Origin of the sequence: Methyloligella solikamskensis (genome assembly GCF_042676065.1) — a bacterium.
GTDB lineage: Bacteria > Pseudomonadota > Alphaproteobacteria > Rhizobiales > Methyloligellaceae > Methyloligella > Methyloligella solikamskensis.
Window position 1 is genome coordinate 122,660 of sequence record NZ_JBHTJO010000002.1, and the last position, 25,798, is coordinate 148,457.

The following is a 25,798-nucleotide window of genomic DNA, read 5'->3' on the forward strand; positions in this document are numbered from 1 at the left end:
GACTCTGCTGATCTCGGGTCTTACCATGGCGGGCCCAACGACCAAATGAATTATCGGTTAGGTGGATTTGCCCGCAAAGCGCCGGGAAAGGGCAGGGAAAGACGCCGGCTGCCCAAAAGAAAAGGGCGCCGGCAGAACCGGCGCCCTCATCGGATGTCTGTGATTGTGAGCGGGGACTACTGGGTGTCGCTCTCGCTCTCCATGCCGGCATCGGCGTTCGGCTCCTCGTCGGGTGCCGTGGTCTCCTCCGGCTCGTCGGCGGAGTCCGTGGTGGCGGGCTCAGAACCGGCATCCTCGTTCGGCTCCTCGCCGGAACCGGCGTCCTCGGCCGGCGCTTCGGAGGTGTCCTCGTCGGCAGCAGCGTTGGGCTCTTCGGCCGGTGCGCTCTCCGTGGAGGGCTCTTCCTCTTCGGACATGGGCTCCTCAGCAGGGCCTTCCTGCTGAGTCGTGGCCTTGTCGGCCTCTTCCTCGGTCGGCTCCGCGGCGGCGGAATCGTCGCCGCCTTCGCCGCCGGCCTCAGGCAGAGGCTTCGGATCGTCGCTGAGCGTGCGCAGATAGGCGATCACGTCGGCGCGCTTCTCCGCATCGGGCATGCCCGGATACATGGCCATCTTGGTGCCCGGGATATGCACGTTCGGATGCTCGATCATGTCGTCGAGATTGACGTAATCCCACTCGCCGCCATGATCGATCAGAGCCTGAGAGTAGTCGTAGCCCTCGTGGCTGCCGAGCTTACGGCCCACGACGTCATAGAGGTTGGGGCCGACCATGTTGGCGCCGCCTTTGTCGACGGTGTGGCAGCCCTTGCAGATACCCGCAGCCGACTCGCCCTTCTTGGGATCGGCGCTGGCCAGCAGGGTCAGAACTTCGTCGTCTCCGCCGCCTTCAGCTTCGGCAGCTTCGCCACCGGCAGCCTCGCCGCCTTCTTCCTTGGCGCCCGGAACTTCGTAGCCCGCATGTTCGGTCTCGTGTTCCGTCGTCAGGATGGTTATCAAGGTGCGGGTGCCGAAAAACAGCACCAGGGCCGCAAGCACGGCCATTGCAAGTTGGTTAAACCGATAGCTATTCATTCTGTCGTTTCCCCCGGAAGCAAAGGCATCTCAACCGTCTTATATGCGGCGGCCGCCGAGATTAATTGGCGCCAACCCGCATGGCAACTGAACCGATATCCAAAGTCTGGTTAGCATAGGACCCCAGAAGGGTCGCGCTAACCGGCTGTTTATGTCTACGAAACCCCATATGTGCAAGACTCTCATTATTATTCCTGCGCGGCTGCAAGCGAGCCGTTTGCCGCGGAAGCCCCTCGCACCCATCGCCGGCGAGCCCATGATCGTTCATGTTTGGCGCCGCGCCGTTGAATCCGAATGCGGTGAGGTGGTCGTGGCAACGGATTCAGAGGAAATCTCAGAGGCCATTTCGGGAGCGGGCGGCCGGGCCGTGCTTACCGATCCCGACCACCAAAGTGGCTCCGATCGCGTCTTCGAGGCCTTGTCGGCGGCCGATCCCGACAAGGAATGCGAAATCGTGGTCAATCTCCAGGGGGATCTTCCCACCCTGGACCCGGAGCTCGTCGCGGCTTGCGTCGACGCCCTGAAGCCGGGGGAGGCGGATATCGCAACTTTGGCCTGCGAGATCACCGACGAGGAAGAGCGCACCAATCCCCATGTGGTGAAGGCGGTGGGCACGCCGGCCGGCGAGAACCTCCTGCGGGCGCTTTATTTCACCCGGGCCACGGCACCTTACGGCGACGGGCCGCTCTATCATCACATCGGCATCTACGCCTATCGCCGGGCCGCGTTGGAGCGTTTCGTCTCCCTGCCGCCCTCGACTCTGGAGAAGCGCGAGAAGCTGGAGCAGCTGCGGGCGCTCGAGGCCAACATGCGCATCAATGTGGCCCTCGTTGACACCGTTCCGCTCGGTGTCGATACTCTGGCCGACCTCGCCAAGGCGCGGGGCATAATGGAAAATTCCGGCACATCATGAGCGACGCTGACCGCCAGAAAATCGCCTTCCAGGGCGAGCCCGGCGCCAATTCCCACCTGGCCTGCAAAGACGCCTATCCGGAAATGGAGCCGCTGCCTTGCGCGACCTTCGAGGACGCGCTCGCCGCGCTGAAATCGGGTGAGGCGGCGCTGGCCATGATCCCCATCGAGAATTCGGTGGCCGGCCGGGTCGCCGATATCCATCACCTCTTGCCGGAATCAGGCCTGTTCATCGTGGGCGAGCATTTCGAGCGGGTCCGCCATCAGCTTCTCGTACTGCCCGGCACCAAGCTCGAAGACCTGAAGACCGTCCACAGCCACACCATGGCGCTCGGCCAATGCCGCAATGTGATCCGCGAGTTGAAGCTCACCCCGGTGACCGAGGCCGATACGGCGGGGGCCGCCAAGGAGCTGGCTGAAACCAAGAACGCAACGGCCGCGGCCATCGCGTCGAGCCTGGCGGCGGAGATCTACGGGCTTGAGATCGCAAAGTCCGACATCGAGGATGCGGAGCACAACACGACCCGATTCGTCGTGCTTGCGACCGAGCCCCGGACGCCCGCTCTCGAAGAAGGGCCCACGGTCACCAGCTTCATGTTCCGGGTGCGCAACGTGCCGGCCGCTCTCTACAAGGCGCTCGGCGGCTTCGCCACCAATGGCGTGAACATGACCAAGCTGGAATCCTACCAGCTTGGCGGCAGCTTCAATGCGAGCCAGTTCTACGCCGATATCGAAGGCCATCCGGAAGAGCGAATGGTCCGGCTCGCCCTTGAAGAGCTCGCCTTCTATTCCGCCGAACTCACCATCTTCGGCACCTACCCGGCGAGCCCCTTCCGCGCCAAGCTGAAAGAGACGGCGGAAGAAGACTGATTCCTCCAGAGTGCTGTCCTGCGAATCGTCCTATTCTCGGGGCCTCCTTCGCCAATAAGGGAGCGCCCTCATGATCGGCCTCGCCATTGCTGCCCTTTGCGTGATCGCGCCGCTCCTGCACCTCTTCATCAGCAAGACGCCACGCACCAAGCTTCGCGTGGTGCGCATCCTGCTTCTCTACGGGCTCGTGATCGGAGCCGGCGTGATGGGCCTTCTCTTCGGCTTCATCCCCCACGTGTTCTTCCCCGATCAAGCGGCGAAGATGATCGGCTGGCAGCCGAGCCCCTTCCAGTTCGAGGTGGGGATCCATGACGGCGCTTGGGGGCTGCTCGGCTTCCTGTGCATCTGGATCGGCGGCACGTTCTGGCTGGCCACGGGGCTGGGCTGGGCCCTCTTCATGCTGGGGGCCACCTACGGCCATATCTATCAGACCGTCACCCACGACAACTACGCGCCCTACAACTTCCTTATGATCTTCTCCGACGGTTTCATCGCCCTGTGGCTGCTCGGGCTGCTGTTCGTCTATTGGCGGATGGGCGGTTTCGAACGGGACGCCTGAGCGCGTCAGCCGCGTCATCGATCGCCCCTCTACAAGGGTTGCTATACCCCGGGGGATAAACGATATAGTCCGGTTAGGGAGGTTGGCAGCAGGCGCGTGCCTCGCCAACCGGGTCAGGTCCGGAAGGAAGCAGCCCTAACGAGCGTTTCGCGGGTTGCTCGTCCAGCCTCCCACTTCCTCCGATGACCGGCAGGCGGCGCCGTGGCATGCGCTTCGGCCGCCGAACGGCGCGATAAACATCTGGCGCCCAATCGATCTTTTGAGGATTATCGCCCGATGGCCGAAGCCGGCGACACAGCAAAATCCAGCGGGCACAAGGATTCAGGGCATGCCGCGCTTGCCCGGAAATACCGCCCCAGCACCTTCTCCGAGCTGATCGGCCAGGAGGCCATGGTGCAGACGCTGAAAAACGCGTTTGCCGCCGACCGGATCGCCCAGGCCTATATGCTGACCGGCGTTCGCGGGGTGGGGAAGACCACCACGGCGCGCCTGATCGCCCGCGGTCTCAATTATGAGACCAAGGAGGGTGATAGCGGCCCCACCGTCGAATACTCCGACGAAGGCGAGCATTGCCGCGCCATCCTGGAAGGCCGGCATCTCGACGTGATCGAGATGGACGCGGCATCCCACACCGGGATCGACGATATCCGCGATATCATCGATAGCGCCCAGTACAAGCCCAACACCGCGCGCTACAAGGTCTACATCATCGACGAGGTGCACATGCTCTCGCGCCAGGCCTTCAACGGCCTGCTGAAGACGCTGGAAGAGCCGCCCGCCCATGTGAAGTTCATCTTCGCCACAACGGAAGTGCGGAAAGTGCCGGTGACGGTGCTGTCCCGCTGCCAGCGCTTCGACCTGAAGCGCATCGATATCGAGCCCCTGGTGGCGCATCTCGATTACGTCGCGAAATCCGAAGACGCCCAGGTCGATAAGCCCGCCCTCAATCTCATCGCCAAATCCGCCGAAGGCTCGGTGCGCGATGCGCTCTCCATCCTGGACCGCGCCATCGCCTTTGCCGGCGGCAGCCTGGATCTGGCCCAGGCCAGCGCGCTGCTCGGCCTAGCCGACCGCGGCCGCATCTTCGATCTCCTGGAGACCGTGCTGAAGGGCGACGCGGGCGAGGCTCTGAAGCAGCTCGATGCGCTTAACCGCGACGGGGCGGAGCCCGTTCAGGTGATCTCCGATCTGGCGGAAGCCGTGCACACTGTGACCCGCGCCAAGGCCATGGGCGAGGAAGGCCGCGACGCGAGCCTGCCCGAAGCCCAGGCCGACCGCGCCGCCGAGCTCGGCGGCAAGCTTTCCATGGCCGTCCTGGCCCGCGCCTGGCAGATGCTGCTTAAAGGGCATGAGGAAGTGGAGAACGCGCCCCGGCCGTTGGCCGCCGCCGACATGGTGCTGGTGCGGCTAGCCTACGCCGCCGACCTGCCGAGCCCCGGCGATCTCATCAAGCGTCTGGAGCAGGGGGAGGGCGCCGCACCGGCCCGTGGCCAAAGCGCGCCTCAGGGAAGCGCATCAGAAGGGAGTCGCGACCCCGAGCCCGTCGCGCAAGCCGAAGCGCCTCCGGCGGAATCGGAGAATCCGGCTCCGCCCGACGTGGCGTTCGACCCCGGACCGGAGCCTCAATCCGCACCCGAGCCTGAGTCCATCGAAGCCAATGCCGATCCGCGCAGCTTCGAGGAGATCGTGCAGCTTGCCGAAGACAGACGCGACCTGTTGCTCAAGAACGCTCTTATGGAGAAGGTGCGCCTGGTCTCCTTCCGCCCCGGCTCCATCGAGATCAATCTGCAGCCCGATGCCCACAAGGAGCTGACCCAGGAGCTGAGCCGCGCCCTGAAGCGTTGGACCGGCCGGGCCTGGGGCGTCGTCGTCACCAACGAGAAGGAAGGCGACATCACCTTGGGCGAGAAGCGCCGCCGGGAGCGAGACGCCGAGCTTGCGAGGGTGAAGGAGCATCCGGCGGTGAAGGAGGTGTTCGAGCGCTTCCCCGACGCCAAGATCAAGGCGGTGCGCCCGCTTTCCAGCGGCGAGCCGGCGCCGGCCGATGACGCGCTGAGCGACGAGGCTCCAACGGATGAGCCTTTGACGGACGAGCCTTGGGAAGACGGCAGCGATTTCGACAACAATGATGATTTCCCCGACAGACGCATGAGCGAGGACGGCAGAAAACGATGAAGAACCTGATGGGCATGATGAAGCAGGCGCAGGAGATGCAGGGCCGCATGACGGCGCTGCAGGAGGAGCTTGCTCAGGCCATTGTGGAGGGGCAGTCCGGTGGCGGCATGGTCCTCGTCACACTGAACGGCAAGGGCGAGATGATCGGCGTGAAGCTCGATCCCTCCCTGATGAAGCCCGACGAGTCCGAGATCGTGGAAGACCTCATCGTCGCCGCCCATAACGACGCCAAGTCCAAGGTCGAGACCATGATGCAGGACAAGATGAAGGAGCTGACCGGCGGCCTCCCTCTCCCGCCTGGCATGAATCCGTTCGGCAACTAAGGTGGCGTTTCCCCGACGACTCCTCCGCTTGGCATGGCGTGCTCCCTCTCCCCGTGGGGGAGAGGTGAACGACCTTGCTTGCACGGACTAACGATGGCGCGCGGCACCGCTAGCCCCGAGATCGAACAGCTCATCCAGCTGCTGGCCCGGCTTCCCGGCCTCGGCCCCCGTTCGGCCAGGCGCGCCGCCCTCGATCTGGTGAAGAAGAAGGAGCAGCTGCTCCAGCCGCTCGCCACCGCGCTGGCCACCGCGCGCGACACTATCGTCACCTGCGAGACCTGCGGCAATATCGATACGGTCAGCCCCTGCACCATCTGCCGGGACGAGACCCGCGACCGCACAATGATTTGCGTGGTGGAGGAGGTGGGCGACCTCTGGGCGCTGGAGCGTGCCGGCGTCCTGCAAGGCCTCTATCACGTGCTGGGCGGCACCCTGTCGCCCCTCGACGGCATCGGCCCCGAAGATATTACCATCGGCAAGCTGGTGGAGCGCGCCCGCGCTCCGGAGGTGACCGAGGTCCTGCTCGCCCTCAACGCGACCGTTGAAGGCCAATCCACGGCCCATTTCATCTCCGATCAGCTCGCCGATTGCGGTGTTGACGTCTACCGCCTGGCCCATGGCGTGCCGGTGGGCGGCGAGCTCGACTATCTCGACGACGGCACCCTCGCCGCCGCCGTCAAAGCCAAGAAGATGGTTTAGAGCTTCGCACTACTCCGCCAGCTTCGCGTTCACCCCGCGGGACAGTTCCTGCATGCACTGATCGGAGAGATTGACGCTCTGGATGGTCTCGATGAAGCCGTCCTGCTCCATCTCGCTGCCGACCCAGATGCCGAGCGGCGCGGCGATGATTGCGGCGGTCAGCATGCCGAAAACGAAGGTGATGATGCGGCCCATAGGGATCTCCACGCGTTTTTGAGGTCTGGCCTCTTTTCGAGTCGTCTTTTGCCGTTCAAGTTCTGCGCCAGTTCAGACGCCTTTCGAAACCGGCGCGGCGGGCTGCTCGATCTCGGTGATCTTTCCCGCCGCGGGCGCGGCATTGCCGCCGTCGAGTCCCGGCGAAGGCTCTCCTTCCGCCTCTTCGACGAAGTCCTTCTTCGACCACGGCGCAACCTTGAAGAGCAACAGCATGCCGGGAATGGCGACGATGGCGCAAATAACGAAGAACTGCGTCCAGCCAACGGCTTCGACGATGTAGCCGGTTGAAGCGTTCGCAAAGGTGCGCGGCACAGCGAGGAGGCTGGTGAAAAGCGCGAACTGGGTGGCCGTGAAAGCCCGGCTCGTTTCTCTTGCCATGAAGGCGGTCAGCGCGATGGCGCCGAGCCCAACCCCGAGATACTCCCCGCTCACCACGACGAACAATCCGGGGAGCGAGTGGCCCGCCTGGCTCAGCCAGATGAACGGGAAGATCGTCGCGACCTGCACAAGGCCGAATAGCCAAAGCGCCCGATTGATGCTGATCTTCAGCATGATGATGCCACCGAGGACGCCGCCTGCGATGCTGGCCCAAAGCCCCGCCACCTTCGCCACGGACCCGATCTCGGCCAGGCTGTAGCCCATGTCGATATAGAATGGCGTGGCGAGCGCCGTCGCCATGTTGTCTCCGAGCTTGTAGAGAAATAGAAAGCCGAGGATGGCGAGCCCGGTCTTGATGCCGCCGTCGCGGCTGAAGAACTCGATGAACGGATCGACCACCGCCTCCCGCAAGGAGTGGGGCGCCAGCGTATCGTCGCTCATCTCTTTCATGACGAGCGTGGTTACGATACCGACGATCATGAAGCCGCCGGTGATCCAGAATACCAGCCACCAGGGCTGAAACTCCGCCAAGATCAGAGAGAGCGAACCGGGCACGAGCCCTGAAATCCGGTAAGCGTTCACGAAGATCGACGTGCCGGTGCCGAGCTCGTCGTCGGCGAGCAGCTCCCGGCGGTAGGCGTCGATCACGATGTCCTGGCTGGCGCTGAACAGGGCGACCACGAAGACGATGGCCACGATGGTTTGCAGCGATGTCGTCGGACTGAAATGGCCGAGCATGCCGATGGAGACCAGCAGGACGACCTGCACCAGCAGCGCCCAGCCCCGCCGCCGCCCCAGGAAGGGCAGCTTGTAGCGGTCCATCAGGGGCGACCAGACGAACTTCCAGGTGTAAGGGAGCCCCACCAGGGCGAACAGGCCGATGGTGGCGAGGTCGACATCCTCGCTCCGCAGCCAGGCCGGGACCAGGGAGATCAGGACATAAAGCGGAAGACCGGAGGTGAAGCCTAAGAAGATGCAGGCCAGCATCTTCCGCGTGAACAGAATCTCGGTCCAGCTTCGCCGCGCGTGGGCTACGCCCTCTGTGTCCGTTTCGCCGGCGTCTGTCATTCTTCAAGCCCCACGTTCTTCAAACGCCATAGCAGGCCGGACCGCCCCCGTCATACGAAAGGTCGCGCTGCGCTTTTCGAACCATTTGATGGCACCCACGTTTGGCAGCGGAAAGGCAAAGCGCAAACGCCGAAAGGACGAAACCATGGCGAAGAACACCTCCCGCGTCGTCTGCATCGACCATATTGCGATCCGGGTCAGCGACTACGAAAAGTCGAAGGCGTTCTACAGCGCCCTGTTCGACTTTCTCGGCTTCGAGGTGCTGGACGAATATCCACAGATGATGGGCTGGACCAACGGCCAGACCCGCTACTGGATCGGCCAGGCCGAGGAGCCGGACCACGAATTCCGAATCGGCCAGCCCGGCTTTCATCACTATGCCTTTCAGCTCCGCAGCCGCAAAGACGTGGACGAGCTCCAGGCTTTCCTGGAAGAGCAGGGCGTGGAGATTTTCGATCCCGCAGACGAGTATTACGAGGACTATTACGCGGTCTTCTTCCTCGATCCCGACGGGCTGAAGCTGGAAGGCATGAAATACGGTGAGAAGGGCGGCGCCTAGGAGCCCTTGACCTCCCGCTCAACCTCTTCCTCGGCCTCTTTTACATCCTTCTTGATCTCCTCTGCCGTCTCGCTGGTCAGCGGGTTGGCGGCTTGCGGATCGTCCGTGCCGCGCAGCACCGCGTAGATCAGCGCCGTCGACCAGCCGATCAGAAGGATGCCGTTGAGCGCGGTCATGGGGCCGAGCAGCCGCCATTCGGCCACCGGCACGATGTCGCCGTAACCCAGCGTCGTGTAGTTGGAGAAGGCGAAATAGACGAGCGGCGTGCCTGTCGGCGCGGCATCGACCCATTCATAGGTCTTCGCCCAGACACGCACCTCGAGATAATGCGCCATCACGACCAGCAGGCCGGCGACGTAGATAACCACCGTGCGCTGAATGATGCTCGGCCCAAGCATCTTGTAGTGGCGCAAGGCCGAGACGACCCGGACAATTGCCGCGAGCAGCACGGCGTGAATGACGAGATTGACCGCGCTGGCGCCGCCGCCGACGAACAGCTCGTCCCAGCTGACCGCGAGCATTTCCTGATGCAACGTTCCCCCCTTCGATAGACCGCGAGGCTATTCGCCCGCGAGCAGATCGGCCTGGCTGCGCCGCTCCGCCTGATCGGAGCCGCGTGTGATCCGCGGTCCCGACTGGGATTGCGACGGCGCGACCTCCGCCGGGCTCTGCTCGAATTCCAGGTTCTCGATCTTGCGGCCCCGCTTGGAGATCTTGTCCGACGATGTGACGATCTGGTCGATATCTTTGTTGGCCTGGGCGAAATGGGTCTGCAGATTGCCCACCCTATCGCCCAGCCGCCCGATATCGTCGCAGAGCATGGCCACCTCCTTCTGGATCAGCCCCGCCTGCTCGCGCATCTTCACGTCCTTCAGGATCGCCTGCATGGTCTGCACCGCCAGCATCAGCATGTTCGGCGCGCAGATCACGATGCGGGAGCGATGCGCCTTCTGCACCAGATCGGGGAAGTGCTCCGCCAGATCCGCATAGACGGATTCCGAGGGCACGAAGAGGATGGCGTTGTCTTGGGTCTCGCCTGTGATGAAATATTTCGACGCCATGTCGTCGATATGCTTGGCGACGTCGACCTTGATACGGCGGCCCGCCTCCTTCTGCTCCTGCTCGCCCCGGGCCACGCGGAACGCCTCGAACCCTTCGAGCGGAAACTTGGCGTCGATCACCACGCCGGCCTCGTTGTTCGGCATGTGGAGCAGACAATCGGGGCGCTTGCCGTTGGAGAGCGTCGCCTGGAACGTGTAGTGGCCGATCGGCAGCCCGTCCTTGATGATGGTCTCCATGCGCATCTGGCCGAACGCGCCGCGCGACTGCTTGTTAGCCAGGATCTGCTGCAGGCTCATCATGTTGGAGGAGAGATCGGTCAGGTTCTTCTGAGCCGTGTCGATCACCGCCAGCCGCTCGTGCAGCTTGGCGATGCTCTCATTGGTCCGCTGTGCGGTGGTCGTGAGATCGCTGCCGACGCGATGGCTGATCCGGTCCAGCCGCTCGTTCACCGCCCGCTGAAGCTGGCTGTGGCTCGAATTGCTGGCCTCGGCCAGGGTCTGCAGCCGGAACCTCAGCTCCGCCATCTGCTCGTCCTGGGTCCGGGCCTCAGTGCGCCGCCGCCCCAGCATCACCATGAAGACGACGAGGAGCGCGATCAGCAAAACCACGACGAGCCCCGCAAGCCCGAGCATCACCATGGCGGGATCGAGGGAAAGCCCGCCGATCTGAAGAGGTTCGGTCATCATCCGCGGCAATCTAAACCGATTCGCGCCTCCAAATGAGACCAAAACGGGAACATGCTCTGAGTTTCACGTCCGCTTCTGGGGGCCCGGCGGCGTCATCCTGAGGTGCATGCCGAAGGCATGCCTCGAAGGATGCGGCGGCCGTCCAGAAGACGCGGCCCATGCTTGGCGGCTGCTCGGCAAAGCGCCATTGACCGATCCTGCCGGCGCGCTTATCTCAGCCGCACATGGCTAAGCTTCCCATCATCACGGTCCCGGATCAGATCCTGCGCGAGACAGCGGCACCCGTCGAAGACATCGACGATGCCCTGAAGACGCTCATCGACGACATGTTCGAGACCATGTACGAGGCGCCGGGCATCGGTCTCGCAGCGCCCCAGGTCAATGTCGGCCGCCGGCTGATCGTCATGGACCCGTCCCACGACGAGGATGCGCCGGCCCCGCTGGTGATGATCAATCCGGAGATCCTGGAGCGCTCTGACGAGCTGCGCACCCATGAGGAGGGCTGCCTCTCGATCCCCGAATACACCGCGGAGATCGAGCGACCCCAGCGCACCCGTGTCCGCTTCATCGATGCGGAAGGCCGCGAACAGGAACAGGATTTCCTGGATCTCTGGTCCACTCTGGTGCAGCACGAGATCGACCACCTGAACGGCGTGCTGTTCATCGACTACCTCTCCCGCCTGAAGCGCGACATGGTCGTCCGCAAGCTCACCAAGCAAAAGCGCACCGAACAGCCGGCCTAGCGGGTTGCGTACCTCCACCTCCCGTTGCTGGCTCAGACCTCAATTCTGAGGTATTTTCGTACAGATTACGGAATAGGGGGACTGGATGAGGTGGGCTGCCGGCGTTCTCGTCTGCGCACTCACGGCTGTATTTTCGTTTGGCCCGGCGCTTGCGCTCGAGGGGCCGAACGCTGCCGGTCCCATCGGCGGCACGGACATCCACTCCGGTCAGCTCCCGCCGCCGGGCGTCTATGGCGGTGCTCTCGGCTACGTTTCCGAGGCCACCGACTTCAAAGGCCCCGATGGCGAAACCCTGTCGGCCTTCCGCGAGGCCGATCTGGAGAAGCAGTATTTCTCGCCGTTTCTCATGTACGTGCCGGAGTGGAAGCTGTTCGGAGGCTCCGTGGGCGTGCTGGGCTTTTTACCCATGGGCAACCAGTGCGGCCACTTCCAGATCGGTGAGGCGGAGAATTGCAGCGCAGGGCTCGGCGATCCTTACGTGGAGGTCGACTGGTCGTATTCCTTCGGCCATTACCGGCCGTCCAAGGACCCGGACGCCTATCCCGTTTTCGAAGGGCTCTCAGTCCTCTTCGGCTTCGGCATCACGTTCCCCTATGGCAGCTATGACGACGACACCAGGCAAGACCAGATCCTCAGCGCGAGCCTGAATGTCTGGGATTTCTCGCCCTCGGTCGGCATTACGTATGGGACCAAGCCCATTTTCCTGGAGGGCACCGAGTTCAGCGCCAAGCTCTTCTGGAACAACTATCTGAAGAACCCGTCCTCACGCTACGCGACCGGCGATCTCCTCAATGTGGATTTCGCCATCACCGAGCGCTGGGGCCGATTCCAGTTTGGCCTCGCCGGCTATTACGCGTGGCAGATCGAGGACGACACATGGGACGGCTTCGTGCTGCCGGCCCATGGCTGGCAGCTGGAAAGTCTCGGCCTGGGGCCAATCGTCAACTACGACATGCCGGAATACGATGCCTCCGTGAAGGTGAAGTCGTTCTTCACCGCCCACGAGGTGAACGCGATCGAGGCCTGGTACGTCGTGCTGGGCTGGTCCCAGAAGTTCTGACGCGTTAGCAGTTCGCCTCGACCAGAGCCTGGCCGGCATCGACCAGGTTCGGGTCGTCCGTCAGCTCCAGCACCTTGTGGGCGTCGCTGCAATTCTGGGCCGGGTCGTCATTGGCCGAGGCGCGCAGACCGTAGAACATCCCAACAAGCTCGTTTTCCGCCTGGGAATTGTCGATCAGCCGGGTGCAGGCATCCACGATCTCCGGATTGCTGCCCTGACCCTGGGTGCAGATCGCGAAATCCTGCTCCAGCGTGTCGTAGGCGGAAGCGGGCACGCTGGCGATCAAGGCGATGCCGAAAATCGGCAGAAGAAATTTGGCGGACATTCTCGTCTCCCTAGACGTGTAAACATTGAGCAAGAGACGAGTTTAGCGGGAAAAATGCGACCCGCGATAAAGATTGTATGAAATAAGGAGACGCAACCGTAAACGGTTCAGCCGATTGGCTTTTCTCCCTTCGCTGCGAGGAGCCCCCTAGAACTTCCAACTCGCACGACCCTTGATGCCGTGCTCGTCAGCGTCGGAGGTGAACTGGCCGTCATAGGCGATGGAGAGCGTCGCGTCGGGCGTCACCGCAAAGTCGAGGCCGGCCTGAACGAGAGCAGAGTCACGCGCGATCGGCGTGCCCTGGATGGAGAAGTCCGGCCCGGCGGACGCGAAGGCGAGCGCAAGGTCCGTATCGACCGAGTCGAAGGCATGGAGCCAGGCGACGGAGACGTTGGGCGTGATGACCGTGTCGCCGAAAGCCATGGTGGTGGCGGCCCGGAAACCGGTCGTGGAGTAGGTCACATCTTCGTTGTAGCCGGCCGATGTCAGTGCTGCGAGGGCACCGCTCTCGGTGAAGCCGTCGGTCTCCTGGTGAACGTAGGCCAGGCCGGAGAAGCCCTCCAAGGCGACGCTCGGATGCAGAACGACGGGATAGGCGATCTCGCCGAAGAGCTGACCGCGATCGCCGTCGTAGGAGGCTTCCTCAAACTCACTGAAGCCCGGGAAGACGACATTGCGGCTCGTCTCGATATCCTGCCAGGACCAAGCGCCGCCGCCGCGCAGGTTGAAGCGGTTCACCTTGCCGGAGCCGTAGAGGACCAGGTGGTAGGCATCGACATTGGCCGAGGACAGCCGGGCGTCCTCATCGAGACCGGTGTAGCTGTAGCCGGCCGCGATACCGGCCCGCCAGCCGGGCATCACCTCGGCGTCCACACCGGAGATGAAACCGCCCATGTCGCGGTCGAGGGAGGCGGCATTCCCGTTGCCGTCGAAGCTCGCCCAGGACCCGAACCCTTGCGTCCAGAAGACTGGGCCTTCGCTCACGGCCGGAAGCGGCTCGTAAGAGCCGAGATCCTTGGAGCCGTAGCCGAGCGCCATCATGTTGGCGGTGGGATCGGCGCTCGCCGTCTGGGTCGATTGCGGACCGCCGCCGCCGAGCCCCGTGCCGCCATAGCTCGCCTGGATCATCCGGCCCATGACCGCATCGCGGACGTGCCGGCCTTCATCCAGCAGCGCACCGCCGACAGAGGCGTGGATCTCGCCCGACAGGGCATTAAAGGCTTGGCGTGCGCCGGCTGCCGTCTGGTTCAGGATATCGAGGAAGAGTTCGTTGTCCGTCGGAAAGACATCCAGCGCCTGCGCCACGTTGCACTGGTTCGAAGAGGTCGCGACCGCGCAGAAGCTCAAGAAAGTCTCTTCGCCCGTATTCGTATCGATGACGACCGCCCGTTCTAGGGTCAGGTAGACGCTGTTGGCGTCGTAGCTGAGCGTCGGATCGAGGAAGGCCAGATTGCTCGTAACGTCTGTGAAAGTGCCGCTTACTCCGCCGCCAGCCGTCAGGATCGTGTAGGTGGTCTTGGGGTCGTAATCGCCGTTCTGGGCCAGCACACTCACGGTGCCGCCATTGATGCTGGCCGTACCGGTCGCGTTGATCAGGTCGGAATTGCCGGCCGCATCGACCTCGACTTTATAGGTGGAGCCGGAATTGAAGGTGACGTTACCAGCCACATTGATAGTTCCGATGGAGTTGCCGGGGGCGAATGTGCCGCCATTGTCGATAACCGTTGTAGGCAGAACGCCCGTGCCGCCAAGTTCGCCGGCCCCAGACACTGTCACGCCGCTTGAACTTGCGATCGAGCCGTTCACCCCGAGACGGCCTTCGGTTACGCCGGTCGCACCGGTGTAGAGATTGATCCCCGTTAGTTCCAGAGTGCCGCCGCCGGTTTTGACGAGAGACCAGCTTCCGGCATTGGAACCGGTGCCGCCGACGCCTGTCTGATCGGCGATGACGTCCTGGACAATCTGGGTCTGGCCAGCACCGGGCTGGAAGGTCGCCGTTCCATTCCCCTGCAGGAACAGGCCCGATCCGAAGGCCGCTCCCGCCGGATTGCTGCCGGGGGATTGGCCACCGGCAACACTGCCGCCGTTCACTTCAAATCCGTCTTCGACGGTCAGAGCCGCCCCCTCCATGACGAAAAGTCCGCCGCCCATACCGGCCCCGCCGCCGCCTGTGGAACCACTACCGCCGGCGCCGCCAAATCCACCCGCACTGTTATTTCCACCGCCGCCGCCCCCGCCAAATCCACCCGCGCCGCCGTTCAAAACGGCTGCGCCGCCGCCGCCGCCGAAGCCGCCCGGGCCGCCCGCAGATGAACCAAGGGTATTGCCGCCGCCGCCGCCGCCGCCGCCGAAGCCGCCCGCACCGCCTGTCGAGCTACTGCCGCCGCCGCCGCCGCCGCCTGAGAATTCACCGCCCGGTCCACCATTTACACCAGCCGCGCTGCCGGTCCCGCCGTTCGGGCCGCCGCCATCAGCGCCAGTGCTCGAAGTGCTGGACTGCCCGGTTTGGCCCGCAAATGCGCCGCCGCCGCCATGTCCTCCGCCAGGGCTGCCGTCGCCGCCGCCGCCTCCATCGCCCCCGAGACCGCCGCCGCCCCCACCATGCACGGCCCCTGCTGCTCTACTACCGCCGTCGCCGCCATGCGCTTCGTTGTCGAGAAACTGCACCCCGCGCAGCGTGACATTTGCGGCAGAGTTTCCGCCTTCATTGCCCCGGACGAAAAGAGCGCCGCCGGCTCCCAATCCGCCGCCGCCGCCAATCCCGGCACTCCCACCGTCGCCGCCTTGCGCCACGCCGTTCGCAAGCGTGACATTCTCGATGACGACGGCTCCGGTGTTCGCGAAGAAGATGCGCTGGGTGCTTTGACCGTTGATCGTATGTCCGCCGCCCGAAATCGTGAGCTGTTTAGCAAAAGAACTATTGAGAACGGGAAGCGCTGCGCTGAGAGCGATGTCGGCGCCCACATTGATGGTATTGGCCGCGTCACCATTGCTATTCGCCGTGGTTATGGCGGTCGCCAGAGATGCCTCATCGGTGACGTTGAAAACAGCGGCTAGGGTCGGCCCAGACGCGGCGAAAGGGAGAGCTGCCAAACCGGCGACTATTGCTGTCTTGGCGCAAGCGGCACAGGCGCGGCCAGAGTAGCCGGTCAGCGCTCCCGACAAGACAGTGGTCGAAAGAAGAAATTGCCGCTTAGTTGAAGTTTTCACGCATGCCCCCAGGTGCAATCGGGGCAAGTCCCGCGTGGAAGTTATGAAGTAGCTATGAGTATGGTGGCGAACGTAGCCCGAAAACATCGGGGGAGGCACGGGGTAAATCTCAGAAAGGACGTTGGCTGATGTTTCGCCACGCGATTGTTGCCATCAGGTCACGCAACTCTACCTGAAGCGGTACCCGGTACACATAACGCCCTGATGCGCCTATCAGAACTTCCAGGAAGCGCGGCCCTTGATGCCGTGCTCTTGCTCCTCGGAGGCGAACTGTCCGTCATAGGCGATGGAGAGCGTCGCGTTGGCGGAGGCCGCGAAGTCGAGACCGGCCTGGACGAGAGCGCTGTCGCGCGCAATGGGCGTGCCCTGGATAGAGAAGTCCGGTCCGGCGGAGGCGAAGGCCAGCGCCAGGTCGGTATCGACCGAGTCGAAGGCATGGAGCCAGGCGACGGAGAGGTTCGGCGCGTCATGTGCGAGTCGCTGCACAAACGTTTCCCCGGCATGCTAAACACCCGCCCATGCGCATCGTCTTCATGGGCACGCCGGATTTTTCGGTGCCCACCCTCAAAGCGATTCTCGCCGCCGGCCACGAGGTCGTCGCGGTCTACAGCCAGCCGCCGCGGGCCGCCGGGCGGGGGATGAGGCTGCGGCCCTCGCCGGTCCATGCCTTTGCCGAGGAGCAGGGACTTCCCGTGTTCACGCCGGAGAAGCTGAAATCGGAGGACGAGCAGGCGCGGTTCACGGCTCTGAATGCCGATGCGGCCGTGGTGATCGCCTACGGCCTGATCCTGCCCCGCGCGATTCTGGAGGCGCCGCGCGAAGGCTGCTTCAACGTCCATGCCTCGCTCCTGCCGCGCTGGCGGGGCGCCGCCCCGATCCAGCGTGCGATCATGGAGGGCGATACGGAAACCGGCACGACGATCATGCGGATGGATGAGGGCCTCGACACCGGCGATATCTGCCTCCAGGTGGAGCTGCCGATTACGCCGGATATGACCGCGGGCGCGCTCCACGACGCTCTGGCCGAGCAAGGGGCGGCGCTCATGGTCGAGGCCCTGGGCAGAGCAGAAGAGGGAAAGCTCGCCTGCACACCCCAGCCGCAAGAGGGCGTCACCTATGCGGCCAAGATCTCCTCCGCCGACGGCCGCATCGATTGGAGGAAGCCTGCCAAAGAGATTCACAACCAGATCCGGGGTTTGAGCCCCTATCCGGGCGCCTGGTGCGAGATCGAAAGGGAAGGCAAGCAAGAACGCCTGAAGCTGCTGCGCGCCGAGATTGCGGACGGAAACGGCGAGCCCGGCACCGTCATCGCCGAACCTCTGGTCGTGGCTTGTGGGGAGGTAGCGATCCGGCTCTTGGAGCTTCAGCGCGCGGGTAAGAAGCCCATGAGCGCAGACGATTTCCTGCGCGGGGTCCCGCTCACGAAGGGCGCCAAGCTGCTCTAGGCGAGGTCCGCCTCGCTCACCTCAACCGTATCCGCGTGACCGAAGCCCTTGCTGTAATCGAGCACCGAGATCACCTTCGGCACCACACGGACCACATGCACTTCCGAGGCTTCGGGGATCGGCATATCGCTATATTCGGGATATTTCTGCGCCATCAGCGACATGGCCTCCTGCACGCTCGCATCGTCGAGAAAGGCATGCGCCGCCATGGAGACGCCTTCGATCGCCATGGGGTTGGAGACGTCGTGATCGATGGTGAGCGAGACCCGGTTGTCGCGCGTGAGATTGGTGGCCTTCTGGCTGTCCCGGCCGCAGACGAAATAGAGCGTCAGCCCCTTATTGCCGAAGCCGACGGTGGTGACCTGGGGCCAGCCGTCCTCCCGCAGGGTGCCGACGCTCATGATGCGGTTATCGTTGAGGATGGAGAGCGCTTTATCCTTCAGAGACTTTTCCATAACTCTATCCGCCTGTTTCCTTGAGGTGCCGTCCCGTCTCCGCCTAAGCATCGGACAGGACGCCGTGGTCATCAACTATGCCCCGCTACAAGCTGACAATCGAATATGACGGGACGCCCTATTGCGGCTGGCAGGCGCAAGGCGATGTCCCCTCCGTGCAGGAGCATCTGGCCAATGCGGTGAAGGCGTTCTCGGGCGAGGATTTCATCCCGCGCGGGGCAGGGCGCACGGATGCCGGCGTGCATGCTCTCGGCCAGGTCGCCCATCTCGATCTAACCAGAGATTGGGAGCCGGAGAAGGTCCGCGACGCCATGAATGCCCATCTCAGGCCCGAGCCTATCGTGGTGCTCCGGTGCGAAGCGGTGGGTGACGATTTCGATGCCCGCTTCTCCGCGACCCGGCGCTATTACCTCTATCGCATCGTCAACCGGCGCAGCCCGCTCGCGCTTCAGAAGAACCGCGCCTGGGTGGTCTTCCGGGCTCTCGATGCGCAAGCCATGCACGAGGCAGCCCAACTCCTCGTCGGCCGCCATGATTTCTCCACCTTCCGGGCTGCGGAATGCCAAGCGAATTCGCCGGAGAAGACCCTGGATGCCATCGAGGTTACGCGCGCGGGCGACGAGATCGCCATCCGAACCCATGCGCGCTCCTTCCTGCACACCCAAGTCCGCTCTATGGTCGGGTCTTTGCAGCGCGTGGGGGAGGGCAGTTGGACAGCGCAGGATCTGAAGGCCGCACTGGAAGCGCGCGACCGCGCACGTTGCGGACCGCTCGCCCCGCCATGCGGGCTCTACCTCTCACGGGTCGACTATTGAGCGGTAATCCATGATCCGGCACGTCTTCACCGTCGGCGGGTTCACCCTGCTGTCCCGCATCACCGGCTTCATCCGTGACGTGGTGCTGGCGGCCGTGCTGGGTGCGGGCCCCGTCGCCGACGCCTTCTTCATCGCCTTCCGCCTGCCCAACCATTTCCGCGCGATCCTCGCCGAGGGCGCCTTTAACTTTGCCTTCGTCCCGGCCTATGCGCGCGAGCTGGAGCAGTCCGGACAGAAGCGTGCGCGCCTCTTCGCCGACCGGGTCGCGGCCGCGCTGCTCGCGGTCAACATCCTAATCCTGGCGGTTGCTCTCTTCTACACACCCCAACTCGTGGGGCTTCTCGCTCACGGTCTGAAGGACGATCCGGAGCGCTTTCAGCTCGCGGTCACCCTGACCCGCATCACCTTTCCGGCCCTGCTCCTGGTCTCCATGCAGACCATGATCTCCGGCGAGCTGAATGCGAATAATCGCTTCGCCGCCGCGGCGGGCGCGCCGATCCTCTTGAACGTCTGCATGATCGGGACCCTCCTGCTGGCCTTCTGGTTTCCCACCGCCGGCCATGCGGCCGCCTGGGGCGTGCTGATCGCGGGCGTCGCGCAACTTCTTCTGGTGGGGATCGATGCGGAGCGCCATGGTTTCGGTCTGCGGCTGCGCCTGCCCGTGCTGGACAAGCCGACGCTGCGATTCCTGAGGGCTCTCGGTCCCGCCATCATAGGCGCCGGCGGTGTCCAACTCGCCCTGTTCGCCGACACGTTGATCGCGAGCTTCCTGCCCGCCGGCGCCCTGTCGGCCCTCTACTACGCCGACCGCATCAACCAGCTTCCCATCGGCGTGGTGGGCATCGCCGTGGGCATCGTGCTCCTGCCGGAAATGTCGAAGCGCCTGGCGGCGAACGACAAGGAAGGCGCGGCCGAAGCCCAGAGCCGGGGCATCCAGCTCGCACTCCTGCTGACCCTGCCGGTGCTGGCGGCGAGCCTCACGATCCCCGATCTCATGATGCGCGCGCTCTTCGCCCGCGGTGCCTTCACAGCCGAAGACGCCGCCGCGGCGGGTGCGACTCTGGCCGCCTACGCCATCGGCATGATCCCCTTCGTGCTCATGCGCAGCTTCACCGCGCCCTTCTTCGCGCGCGGCGATACGGCGACCCCGGTCATGGCGGCCTTGTCGGCAGCGGCGATCAATATCGGCCTGAAATTCCTGCTCATGGGGCCGCTGGCCCAGGTCGGCCTGGCGCTTGCCACGGCCATCGGCGCCTGGATCAATCTCGGCCTGCTCATCTGGTTCGCCAAGCGCCGCGGCTTCGCCCTCTCGCCGGCCAAGCTCGGCCCGACGCTGGTAAAGCTCGTCGTCGCCGGCGCAATCCTCGGCGTGGCGGTTTACGGGGCGAGCCTCGTTGTGCCGAACCTGCTGCAAGGCCTCCCAGCCTTCCGCGACGAGACAGCGCTCGCCGTGCTCGTCGTTATCGGTGGGATCGTCTACGGGCTGATGCTGTTTCTGCTGCTGGGGACGAGCTGGCTGCGCGGCCTCCTGCGCGAGGCTGGCAGCGGCAGCCTGAGCGCGAATGATTTGGCCGAGGAAGAGGAAGCTCGCGCCATCTCCGGCGCTCCCACAGGAGAGGGCACGGAAGGGCGGTAGGGCTAGCTCCAGGGAGCCGTCATGCTGAGGTGCTCGCGAAGCGAGCCTCGAAGCAGGCCGGCCCATCCTCCGAGGGCCGCTGCGCGGCCACCTCAGGATGACGATGGTAGGTTTGGGTGCGCTCTCGCCCCTATAAATCCACCTGCTCGATATCGTCGGCATCGAGCTTGCGTCCCAGAAAGATCTCACCGACCCGGGCGAAGCGCTCAGGGGAATCCGTGGCGAAGATCTTGGTGGTCTTGCCAGGCGCGGGCGTTTCATCGCTCTCCAGCCCAAGCTCGGCCAGCGCTTCGGCCACGGCATTGGCCGTGGTCCGCGCCGAATCCACGATCGCGACCTCGCGCCCGGCCACCTCGCCCAGCATCTTGGCCAACACCGGGAAATGGGTGCAGCCCAGCACCAGCGTGTCCGGCGGATCCTCGCCGGAGAAGACGGTGGCGAGATACTGCTCGGCCGCGGCCCGCGCCGCAGGTCCGTCGGTCCAGCCTTCCTCGGCCATGGCCACGAAGACCTGGCAGGGCTGCTGCAGCACCCGGATATCGCCCTGAAGCGCGTGGATCGCCCGGACATAGGCGTTCCCCTTCACTGTGCTTTCGGTGGCCAGCACGGCGATATGCTTGTTCTTGGTCGCATCGACCCCGGCCGCAGCGCCCGGCTCGATCACCCCGATGACCGGCACCGGCGCCAGCGCCTCCGACAGCGGTCCGATGGCCACGGCGGAAGCCGTATTGCAGGCGATCACCACCAGCTTCACACCCTCGTCGATCAGAAGCTGCGTGGCCTTCAGGGCATAGGCCTTGATGGTCTCCGGGCTCTTGGTGCCGTAGGGCAGGCGGGCCGTATCGCCGAGATAGACGAAACGCTCGTTGGGGAGACGCTCGGCCATGGCGCGAAGCACCGTCAGCCCGCCCATGCCGGAATCGAAGACGCCTATGGGACGCGTATCGCCAGAGCTCATTGGATATATATCCCGCCGGCTAGCTCGCCGTGCCGCCGTTGAAATAGAGATCGAGAAAGCGCCGGTAGATCACCGCGAGCTTCTCCAGATCCGAAAGGCTAACCCGCTCATCCACCTGATGCATGGTCTCCGTGGTCAGCCCGAACTCCACCACCGGGCAGTAATCCTTGATGAAGCGCGCATCCGACGTTCCGCCCGCCGTCGAAAGCTCCGGCGTCAGCCCGGTCACGTCGCTGATCGCTTCCGACAGCAGCGTGCTGAGCGTGCCCGGCTCCGTCACGAAGACCGGGTTGGCCGGCTCGTAGTCGAAGATCGCTTCCAGGCCTGAGCCTTCCAGCGCCATGAAGGCCTTCTCCCGCGCCCAGGACTGCAGGGAGTCCGGCGTGTGATCGTCGTTAAAGCGGATGTTGAACAGGGCCTCAGCCTTGGCCGGGATCACATTGGTCGCCGGGTTCCGCACATCGATGGTCGTCACCTCCAGGTTGGAGGGCGCGAAATGGGCGTTGCCGTGATCCAGCGGCTCCTCGTAGAGGCTGGAGAGCACCGCGATCAGTCCACGGATCGGATTGTTGGCGAGCGCCGGATAGGCCACATGGCCTTGCACGCCCTTCACTGTCACCTTGCCGTTCAGGCTGCCGCGCCGGCCGATCTTGATTGTCTCGCCAAGCTGGGTCGCGTTGGTCGGCTCGCCGACGATGGCGTGGTCCAGCACCTCGTCATGGGCTTCCATCCATTTCAGCACCTTCTCGGTGCCGTTGACGGCGGGGCCTTCCTCATCGCCCGTGATGAGCAGGCTGATGGAGCCGGCCGGCTCGCCGCGCGCAAAAGTGAGATAGTCGAAGGCTGCTGCGGCAAAGGCCGCCACACCGCCCTTCATGTCCGCCGCGCCGCGCCCGTAGAGCAGTCCCTGGTCGATATCGCCGGCGAACGGCGGATGGGTCCAGGCATCGTCGTCGCCCGGCGGCACCACATCCGTATGGCCGGCAAAGCAGAGATGAGGACGCCCAGTCCCGATCCGCGCATAGAGATTGTCGACCGTCGGCGTGCCCGCCGCCTCGAAAGGCAGGCGATGGCAGGTGAAACCGGCCGCCTCGAGCTTTCCTTGCAGATAGTCGAGCGCACCGCCTTCCTCAGGCGTCACGCTCTTGCAGCGGATCAGCCCTTGGGCGAGATCGACGGCGTCTTCCGAAAGCGAGCCCATCGGCCGGAATTCCTGTCGTTACGCGTCGGCGTCCGTGTTGGCCGGCGCATCTTGCAGCGGGTCCGGCCCGTACTCGTTCGGCCCGTCCGTCCCCTTGAGGATGCCGAGCTCGATGATCAGCCAAAGCACCAGACCGAACCAGACGGCCGAAAGCAGATTGCCGAGCGACATCGGCCCGGTCTCGGTCATGGCCATGCCGGACGTCGCCAGCACGGCGACCTGAGCGATGCTGACCACATAGAGGCCAGCCATCCACCAGCCGGACTTGTTCCGGTCGTGGAAGCGCTTCACGCAGACCGCGATGATGCCGATAAGGGTGACGGCTGTGATGAGCATCATCATGCCCGAGCCCAGCGCGCCCATGATCGCGTTGCCCGGCATGGACAGCGTGATCCGGGTGACGATGAAGCTGACCACCCAGCTCGCGATGAGAAGCGGGACGATCGCCATCCAGAAGGTCTGGCGGCCGATCCGGCCCCGCAGCGTCAGATACCAGTATTTCAGGTCCATCAAATCGCGCGCCTTACGTCCGCAGCAGGTCGTTGATGGAGGTCTTGGAGCGGGTCCGCTCGTCCACGGTCTTCACGATCACGGCGCAGTAGAGGGACGGTCCCGGCGAGCCGTCCGGCAAATCCTTGCCGGGCATGGAGCCGGCGACCACCACCGAGTAGGGCGGCACGGTGCCGGAGAAGATCTCACCCGTCTCCCGATCGACGATCTTCGTGGACTGGCCGATATAGACGCCCATGGAGAGCACCGAGCCTTCGCCGACCACAACGCCCTCGGCCACTTCGGCGCGGGCGCCGATGAAGCAGTAATCCTCGATAATCACCGGGTTTGCCTGGAGCGGTTCCAGAACGCCGCCGATACCGGCGCCGCCGGACAGGTGCACGTTCTTGCCGATCTGCGCGCAAGACCCGACCGTGGCCCAGGTGTCGACCATCACGCCCGTGTCGACATAGGCGCCAAGATTGACGAAGGACGGCATCAGCACCACGCCCGGCGCGATATAGGCCGAGCGGCGCACGATGGAGCCCGGCACGGCCCGGAAGCCGGCCTTCTTGAAGTCCTTAGATTTCCACTCGGCGAACTTGCTGGGCACCTTGTCCCACCAGGTGCCGCCATCGGTGCCGCCTTCCATCTTGTGGGAGTCTTCCAGGCGGAACGACAGCAGGATCGCCTTCTTGGCCCACTCGTTGACCGTCCAGCGGCCGTCCACCTTCTCGGCGACCCGCAGCTTGCCGGTGTCCAGCAGCTCCAGGGTTTCTTCGACGGCATCGCGGGTCTCGCCCTTGGTCTTGGGCGAGATCTCGTCGGGCTTGTCGAAGGCGGCCTCGATGATGGGCTTCAGTTGCTCTTTGCTCATAACGCGAACCTATCGTCTTCTAGGAATTGGCAGGTCAAATCTGGCAAGTCAGCCGGTGCGGAAACCGGCATCGGAAAAGTCTGGCTGCTCCGGCTCCGCCTCGCCGATGAGGCGGGCATAGACCTCCCGGAGGAAGGGCGCCAGGGCGTCGGTCTGGTGATGGATGTGGGACGGCAGCTCCGTCCATGTCGCGATTGCATGATGATCGGGATGGTCCGTCGCCCCGCAGGCCACCAGCACCGTGGTCATGCCGAGCGCGTGCGCCGGCTTCAGATTGTGGGGCAAATCGTCGAACATCGCCGCTTCCGTCGCGCTCACCCCATGGGCCTTCAGGAACCGGTCATAGGTGACGGGATCGGGCTTCGGGATAAACTCCGCCGAGCGGATGTCGAACATGTCGTCGAAATGGTCGCTCAGGCCAAGCTTGGTCAGCACCCGCTCGGCATGCTGCATGGAGCCGTTGGTGAAGACGTATTTCTGCCCCGGCAGCCGATCGATGGCCGCCCCCAGCTCCGGCGCAGCCTCCACCACGGCCAGATCGATGTCGTGGACATACTCCAGGAAATCGTCCGGATGCACGTCGTGCAGCCGCATCAGCCCGGCCAGCGTCGTGCCGTAGGTGTAGTAGTAATGCTTGCGCAGCCGGTGGGCCTCTTCTGGGGTGACATCCAGACGGTCGGCGATGAACGCGCCCATGCGCTTGTCGATCTGGCTGAAAAGATTGCAGTCGGCGGGGTAGAGGGTGTTGTCGAGATCGAACACCCAGGCTTCCGTCTGCTCAAAGCCGCGCCGTTCGTAATCTGCGATCTTCGTCATGTGGCAGAGGCCCCCGACCGCTCGATCAGGGTGCCCGCGCCATGCTCGGTGAAGAGCTCCAGCAGCACCGCATGGGGTACCTTGCCGTTGAGGATGACGACGGCCTCGACGCCCTTGGCCACGACGCCCAGGCAGCTTTCGACTTTCGGGATCATGCCACCAGAGATGGTGCCGTCCTCGATCAGCGCCAAGGCCTCCTTGGTGGTGAGCGCCTTCACAAGCTTGCCCTGCTTGTCGAGCACGCCTTCCACATCCGTCAGCAGCAGAAGCCGCTTCGCCTTCATGGCGGCAGCCAGCGCGCCTGCAAACGTGTCGGCGTTGATGTTCAGGGTCTCGCCGTCCGCGCCGACAGCGATGGGTGCCACTACGGGAATAAGATCGGACTGGATGATCACATCCACGATATGCGGATCGACCTGATCCGGATTGCCCACGAAGCCGAGATCGACGATCTGCTCGATCCGGGAATCGGGGTCGCGCCAGGTCCGGGTGATCTTGCGCGCCCGCATTAGATTGGCGTCCTTGCCGGAGATGCCCACGGCCTTGCCGCCATGGGCGTTGATCGCCGCCACGATCTCTTTGTTGACCGAGCCGGCGAGCACCATCTCCACGACATCGACGGTCTCACGGTCGGTGACCCGCAACCCGTCCCTGAATTCGCTCTTGATGCTCAAGCGCTCTAGCAGCCGCGCGATCTGCGGTCCGCCGCCATGGACCACGATCGGGTTCACGCCCGACTGCTTCAGAAGCACCACGTCCCGGGCGAAATCCTGGGCGAGCTTCGGATCGCCCATGGCATGCCCGCCATATTTGATAACGACGGTCGCCTTGTCGTAGCGCTGCATGAAGGGCAGCGCCTCCGACAGGAGGTCCGCCCGCTGGAACACGGAGAGCGGTGCTGCCCCCTTCGGCGCGTCTTCATCCGCCTTCAATCCGGGCAGCCGGGTGCTGCCATGGCCGAGCTCGGCTGCCGGGTCGGGCTTTACGTCGGGCAAATCTGGCTTGTCATCAGTCACCGGCGCTTTATAGCGGGGCGGAAGTTAAGGGGAAACTCCCGTCTTCCGTCGTTTTCTCCGCTTGGGCCGGTTTGAAGGGGCTGTCCGAGAGGCACGACGCGCCCCCTCTCCCCTCGGGGGAGAGGGTTGGGGTGAGGGGGAGCCTAGCTATCGAGTCTTTCTCCCCCCCCCCCCC

28 protein-coding genes and 1 other RNA gene are annotated in these 25,798 nt (G+C 64.2%); 14 read left to right on the forward strand and 15 right to left on the reverse strand.

Going from position 1 to position 25,798, the window contains the following annotated elements; all coding sequences use genetic code 11:
• Window positions 1–176: 176 nt before the first annotated feature.
• Entirely contained in the window at window positions 177–1,040 is an 864-nt protein-coding gene (locus tag ACFQ2F_RS13545) for a c-type cytochrome (protein WP_379090952.1), read from the reverse strand.
• Window positions 1,041–1,239: 199 nt separating this feature from the next.
• Between ACFQ2F_RS13545 and ACFQ2F_RS13550 the strand changes: the two genes are divergently transcribed.
• The 7 genes from ACFQ2F_RS13550 (at window position 1,240) to recR (ending at window position 6,608) form a co-directional block, all read left to right on the forward strand.
• Window positions 1,240–1,983, forward strand: coding sequence for a 3-deoxy-manno-octulosonate cytidylyltransferase (locus ACFQ2F_RS13550; protein WP_379090954.1), 744 nt, complete (start codon window positions 1,240–1,242; stop codon window positions 1,981–1,983).
• On the forward strand, window positions 1,980–2,852 hold the full coding sequence (locus ACFQ2F_RS13555; RefSeq protein ID WP_379090956.1) for a prephenate dehydratase: 873 nt from the start codon (window positions 1,980–1,982) through the stop codon (window positions 2,850–2,852). The genes ACFQ2F_RS13550 and ACFQ2F_RS13555 overlap by 4 nt, the downstream gene beginning before the upstream one ends.
• 70 nt (window positions 2,853–2,922) lie before the next feature.
• A complete protein-coding gene (locus ACFQ2F_RS13560) occupies window positions 2,923–3,411 on the forward strand; it encodes a DUF6790 family protein (protein WP_379090958.1) in 489 nt (162 codons plus the stop codon).
• Window positions 3,412–3,489: 78 nt separating this feature from the next.
• An RNA gene (gene ffs / locus ACFQ2F_RS13565) (signal recognition particle sRNA small type) lies at window positions 3,490–3,584 on the forward strand.
• Between the two features lie 103 nt (window positions 3,585–3,687).
• Window positions 3,688–5,586 (forward strand): DNA polymerase III subunit gamma/tau, encoded by a 1,899-nt coding sequence (locus ACFQ2F_RS13570; RefSeq protein WP_379090960.1) that lies wholly within the window; start codon window positions 3,688–3,690, stop codon window positions 5,584–5,586.
• Window positions 5,583–5,909: a YbaB/EbfC family nucleoid-associated protein gene (locus ACFQ2F_RS13575; RefSeq protein ID WP_379090962.1), complete on the forward strand. Its 327-nt coding sequence runs from the start codon at window positions 5,583–5,585 to the stop codon at window positions 5,907–5,909. Before ACFQ2F_RS13570 ends, ACFQ2F_RS13575 begins: the two co-directional genes overlap by 4 nt.
• 93 nt (window positions 5,910–6,002) lie before the next feature.
• Entirely contained in the window at window positions 6,003–6,608 is a 606-nt protein-coding gene (gene recR, locus ACFQ2F_RS13580; RefSeq protein WP_379090964.1) for a recombination mediator RecR, read from the forward strand.
• 9 nt (window positions 6,609–6,617) lie between these two features.
• Here the strand turns inward: recR and ACFQ2F_RS13585 are convergent, their stop codons facing one another.
• Complete coding sequence (locus ACFQ2F_RS13585; protein WP_379090966.1) at window positions 6,618–6,803, reverse strand: hypothetical protein; 186 nt, start codon at window positions 6,801–6,803, stop codon at window positions 6,618–6,620.
• A 72-nt stretch (window positions 6,804–6,875) separates the two neighbouring features.
• Complete coding sequence (locus ACFQ2F_RS13590) at window positions 6,876–8,270, reverse strand: AmpG family muropeptide MFS transporter (protein WP_379090968.1); 1,395 nt, start codon at window positions 8,268–8,270, stop codon at window positions 6,876–6,878.
• A 145-nt stretch (window positions 8,271–8,415) separates the two neighbouring features.
• Here ACFQ2F_RS13590 and ACFQ2F_RS13595 point away from each other — a divergent pair, with 145 nt between their 5' ends.
• On the forward strand, window positions 8,416–8,829 hold the full coding sequence (locus ACFQ2F_RS13595) for a VOC family protein (RefSeq protein ID WP_379090970.1): 414 nt from the start codon (window positions 8,416–8,418) through the stop codon (window positions 8,827–8,829).
• Here the strand turns inward: ACFQ2F_RS13595 and ACFQ2F_RS13600 are convergent.
• Window positions 8,826–9,362, reverse strand: a complete 537-nt coding sequence (locus tag ACFQ2F_RS13600) for a potassium channel family protein (protein WP_379090972.1) — start codon at window positions 9,360–9,362, stop codon at window positions 8,826–8,828. The genes ACFQ2F_RS13595 and ACFQ2F_RS13600 overlap by 4 nt on opposite strands.
• A 27-nt stretch (window positions 9,363–9,389) precedes the next feature.
• Window positions 9,390–10,574: a DNA recombination protein RmuC gene (locus tag ACFQ2F_RS13605; protein ID WP_379091561.1), complete on the reverse strand. Its 1,185-nt coding sequence runs from the start codon at window positions 10,572–10,574 to the stop codon at window positions 9,390–9,392.
• Window positions 10,575–10,801: 227 nt separating this feature from the next.
• On the opposite strand from ACFQ2F_RS13605, the gene def reads away from it, so the two are divergent.
• A complete protein-coding gene (gene def / locus ACFQ2F_RS13610) occupies window positions 10,802–11,320 on the forward strand; it encodes a peptide deformylase (RefSeq protein WP_379090974.1) in 519 nt (172 codons plus the stop codon).
• 85 nt (window positions 11,321–11,405) lie between these two features.
• The gene (locus ACFQ2F_RS13615; RefSeq protein WP_379090976.1) at window positions 11,406–12,380 is read left to right on the forward strand and encodes a SphA family protein; all 975 of its coding nucleotides are present in this window, start codon (window positions 11,406–11,408) and stop codon (window positions 12,378–12,380) included.
• 4 nt (window positions 12,381–12,384) lie between these two features.
• Here the strand turns inward: ACFQ2F_RS13615 and ACFQ2F_RS13620 are convergent, their stop codons facing one another.
• Entirely contained in the window at window positions 12,385–12,705 is a 321-nt protein-coding gene (locus ACFQ2F_RS13620) for a hypothetical protein (RefSeq protein ID WP_379090978.1), read from the reverse strand.
• Between the two features lie 147 nt (window positions 12,706–12,852).
• On the reverse strand, window positions 12,853–15,372 hold the full coding sequence (locus ACFQ2F_RS13625; protein WP_379090980.1) for an autotransporter family protein: 2,520 nt from the start codon (window positions 15,370–15,372) through the stop codon (window positions 12,853–12,855).
• Between ACFQ2F_RS13625 and ACFQ2F_RS13630 the strand changes: the two genes are divergently transcribed.
• Complete coding sequence (locus tag ACFQ2F_RS13630) at window positions 15,346–15,762, forward strand: hypothetical protein (protein ID WP_379090982.1); 417 nt, start codon at window positions 15,346–15,348, stop codon at window positions 15,760–15,762. The genes ACFQ2F_RS13625 and ACFQ2F_RS13630 overlap by 27 nt on opposite strands.
• A 366-nt stretch (window positions 15,763–16,128) precedes the next feature.
• On the opposite strand, the gene ACFQ2F_RS13635 is transcribed toward ACFQ2F_RS13630, so the two are convergent.
• Complete coding sequence (locus tag ACFQ2F_RS13635) at window positions 16,129–16,401, reverse strand: autotransporter outer membrane beta-barrel domain-containing protein (protein ID WP_379090984.1); 273 nt, start codon at window positions 16,399–16,401, stop codon at window positions 16,129–16,131.
• Window positions 16,402–16,433: 32 nt separating this feature from the next.
• Here ACFQ2F_RS13635 and fmt point away from each other — a divergent pair, with 32 nt between their 5' ends.
• A complete protein-coding gene (gene fmt, locus ACFQ2F_RS13640) occupies window positions 16,434–17,360 on the forward strand; it encodes a methionyl-tRNA formyltransferase (protein WP_379090986.1) in 927 nt (308 codons plus the stop codon).
• On the opposite strand, the gene ACFQ2F_RS13645 is transcribed toward fmt, so the two are convergent.
• The gene (locus ACFQ2F_RS13645; protein ID WP_379090988.1) at window positions 17,357–17,815 is read right to left on the reverse strand and encodes a pyridoxamine 5'-phosphate oxidase family protein; all 459 of its coding nucleotides are present in this window, start codon (window positions 17,813–17,815) and stop codon (window positions 17,357–17,359) included. The genes fmt and ACFQ2F_RS13645 overlap by 4 nt on opposite strands.
• Before the next feature lie 77 nt (window positions 17,816–17,892).
• Here ACFQ2F_RS13645 and truA point away from each other — a divergent pair, with 77 nt between their 5' ends.
• Window positions 17,893–18,630, forward strand: coding sequence for a tRNA pseudouridine(38-40) synthase TruA (gene truA, locus ACFQ2F_RS13650; protein ID WP_379090989.1), 738 nt, complete (start codon window positions 17,893–17,895; stop codon window positions 18,628–18,630).
• A gap of 10 nt (window positions 18,631–18,640) precedes the next feature.
• Window positions 18,641–20,266 carry a murein biosynthesis integral membrane protein MurJ gene (gene murJ / locus ACFQ2F_RS13655; RefSeq protein ID WP_379090991.1) on the forward strand — a complete coding sequence of 542 codons (1,626 nt, stop codon included), beginning with the start codon at window positions 18,641–18,643 and terminating at the stop codon, window positions 20,264–20,266.
• Window positions 20,267–20,396: 130 nt separating this feature from the next.
• On the opposite strand, the gene murI is transcribed toward murJ, so the two are convergent.
• From murI to argB, 6 genes are read right to left on the reverse strand one after another with little or no spacing between them, the layout of a single operon-like run.
• Entirely contained in the window at window positions 20,397–21,224 is an 828-nt protein-coding gene (gene murI / locus ACFQ2F_RS13660) for a glutamate racemase (RefSeq protein ID WP_379090993.1), read from the reverse strand.
• Between the two features lie 19 nt (window positions 21,225–21,243).
• On the reverse strand, window positions 21,244–22,425 hold the full coding sequence (gene dapE, locus ACFQ2F_RS13665; RefSeq protein ID WP_379090995.1) for a succinyl-diaminopimelate desuccinylase: 1,182 nt from the start codon (window positions 22,423–22,425) through the stop codon (window positions 21,244–21,246).
• An 18-nt stretch (window positions 22,426–22,443) separates the two neighbouring features.
• A complete protein-coding gene (locus ACFQ2F_RS13670) occupies window positions 22,444–22,935 on the reverse strand; it encodes a DUF805 domain-containing protein (RefSeq protein ID WP_379090997.1) in 492 nt (163 codons plus the stop codon).
• Between the two features lie 13 nt (window positions 22,936–22,948).
• Window positions 22,949–23,791 (reverse strand): 2,3,4,5-tetrahydropyridine-2,6-dicarboxylate N-succinyltransferase, encoded by an 843-nt coding sequence (gene dapD / locus ACFQ2F_RS13675; protein WP_379090999.1) that lies wholly within the window; start codon window positions 23,789–23,791, stop codon window positions 22,949–22,951.
• Window positions 23,792–23,839: 48 nt separating this feature from the next.
• Window positions 23,840–24,607, reverse strand: coding sequence for a pyrimidine 5'-nucleotidase (locus ACFQ2F_RS13680; protein WP_379091001.1), 768 nt, complete (start codon window positions 24,605–24,607; stop codon window positions 23,840–23,842).
• Entirely contained in the window at window positions 24,604–25,452 is an 849-nt protein-coding gene (argB, locus tag ACFQ2F_RS13685; RefSeq protein ID WP_379091563.1) for an acetylglutamate kinase, read from the reverse strand. The genes ACFQ2F_RS13680 and argB overlap by 4 nt, the downstream gene beginning before the upstream one ends.
• Between the last annotated feature and the right edge of the window lie 346 nt (window positions 25,453–25,798).